This is a genomic window from Mesorhizobium sp. M2A.F.Ca.ET.037.01.1.1 (assembly GCF_003998075.1).
Classification (GTDB): Bacteria; Pseudomonadota; Alphaproteobacteria; order Rhizobiales; family Rhizobiaceae; genus Mesorhizobium.
In genome coordinates this window covers 1-2,275 of sequence record NZ_RZSA01001013.1, presented here as the reverse complement: position 1 = coordinate 2,275, position 2,275 = coordinate 1, and the positions used below count along the sequence as shown (strand labels likewise).

Here is a 2,275-nt window from a genome sequence, read left to right as displayed (position 1 = left end):
ATCAGGGTATAAACACGCTGCTTTTGTGGTCCGAAGCGGTCGCGCAGGGCTTTGTTTCACCCTACTGGATGACATTCAAGCAGTCGCTCGAACTGGGCGGCCATGTCCGCAAGGGCGAAACCGGCACCACAGTTGTCTATGCCGGCAGCTTCAGCAAGACCGAAATCGACGCCAATGGCGACGAGGTCGAGCGCGGCATTCCGTACCTCAAAACCTATACGGTCTTTTGCGCGGACCAGATCGAGGAGCTGCCGTCGCATTACTACACAGCAGCGGAGCCCACGGCCAGGCCCGTCGAACGGATCGAACATGCCGATCGCTTCTTCGACAACACCGGGGCAGTCGTGCGCTATGGCGGTGACAAGGCGTTCTACTCGCCATCATCCGACCACATCCAATTGCCGCGCCCGGAATTTTTTAAGGACATGGCGTCTTTCGTCGCTGTCCGCGCCCACGAAAATTTACATTGGACAGCAGCTCCTCATCGTCTGAACAGGGATCTCAGCCGCTACCACAAGGATCGCACGGACCGCGCGCGCGAAGAATTGTTGGTGGAAATCGGATCAGCGCTCATTTGCGCTGACCTCGGCATCGTTCCGGAACTGGAGCCGAGGCCGGATCATGCGTCCTACCTTCAAAGCTGGCTGACCGTACTCGGGTCGGACAAGCGGGCGATCTTCACGGCCGCAGCGCACGCGCAGCGCGCCGTCGCCTATCTGCACGGACTGCAGCCGCAGTCAGAGACGATGGGGAAGGCGGCCTGATACTCCCTTGCGTCCACTTTCGAGATCGAAGCTCTGATTGCGACGGGAACGCCATTCCGATAGGCGTTTCCGGCGGCACCAACCAGGCTACACTGTCCGTCTTCGGAGTCCGGATCAGTTCGATTGCCCGCGAATACGATCTCGGGGGCCTTCACGGTCCGCCCGAGTGTCGAGGGATATTATGTCCGTGCGATCTCGGACGGCACGTTTCAAGCCGCTGTTTGAGCGGCGGATTGTCCCGCGAGCCGGCCATAATCTGCCGCAGGAAGCGCCCGAAGCCTTTGCAAAGGCTGTTCTAGACTTGTCGCGAAAAATCCTGAAGCCTTGTGCGTCGCAGGAGTCAGGCGCAAAAAATTGTCGCAGGGTTTGGGATTTTGTGGACGGAATAATAAGCACGCAGGAGAAGGAGAGCAGATGTCTAAACCAGACCCGGATGTTGCTGACGAAGTGCCGTGGTCCGATAAGATCACGCCTTACGATGACCGGCACAAGGTGACCTGTATGCGCCTTCTCGATGCGGAGGCAGATGGCGCTGACTGGCAGGAAGTCGCCCGGATTGTCCTTCACCGTGACCCTGTGGCCGAACCTGAGCGCACCCGCCATTGTTGGGAAGAGCATCTGAGACGGGCAAAATGGATGACGACAACCGGCTACCGAAGAATCCTCGCTGGCGACCGGGATACTCTGCAGTAAAGCGCCATCATGGTCCGCCGGCGCTGCCACCATAATGCGAGCAGCGCTGATCCTTCCTGGCCTTGGCTGCCGCCTTGGCGCACGGCCGGGGATGCGGAAGCAGAGCTGTCACTGTCCCGATGGACGGTCTGACCAGAAACGGTCGGTCGAAGCGTTCGGCAGTCGCGCAGCGGGACCAATCCGCGCACGGCCAGGATAGGGTGTCGCAAAGGTCATCGGGCTGGTGCGACAGCGCCGACGAGCGAGAGCGGCGTGGCTCGATCGCAGAGCTTTCCGCAAGGCGCCGGCGCGCTTTCCCAGATTGCGGAATGGCTGCATGCGCGGACCGGGATCCGTTTGCCGTTCACGTGGAGGCGTTCGGCACCTCGCCATTCCGCCGAGCGCGTGGCGCATTGCCTCCGGTCTGCTGCGAAGCCGTCGTTCGCCGTCGAGCACAGCCGCCATCGATCAGGCAGGAATCGGGAGGTCGGCGGAAGCGATGAGGCCCCCTGCGCCGCGCCCGGCATTGAGGGGCATTGCTTCGATGTTGCCGGCGGCGATCGTTCGCGGCCATCCCGTCTCCGGTTCTGCTGCCGGTGGAAAAAATCCCTCCGAAACGAAATAAGCCCCTAAGTCCGTTCGGTTTCCGACCGCAACCCCCGCGGCTCCGGACCGTGTTGGCGCTTCGCGCCTGCCCGCTCCACTCCGGGCCTTGGGGGCAAGCCTCGTGCGTTCCGCTCCGGTTGCAGGCGGCTCCCGACGGCCTTGGCCGGGTCTCGTTCGGAGGGACTTCTCCCCCGGACGAGCAAAATGGAGACAGGAAATGACCAACATCGTTC

General features: G+C 61.7%; 2 protein-coding genes. Both read left to right on the top strand.

All coding sequences use genetic code 11. The features are described from left to right. A partial coding sequence (locus EOA27_RS32705; RefSeq protein ID WP_127258322.1) for a zincin-like metallopeptidase domain-containing protein occupies positions 1 to 764 on the top strand: 764 nt, incomplete at its 5' end. Between the two features lie 414 nt (positions 765 to 1,178). Beyond that, a complete protein-coding gene (locus tag EOA27_RS32695) occupies positions 1,179 to 1,457 on the top strand; it encodes a DUF2285 domain-containing protein (RefSeq protein WP_127258317.1) in 279 nt (92 codons plus the stop codon). Positions 1,458 to 2,275 lie beyond the last annotated feature (818 nt).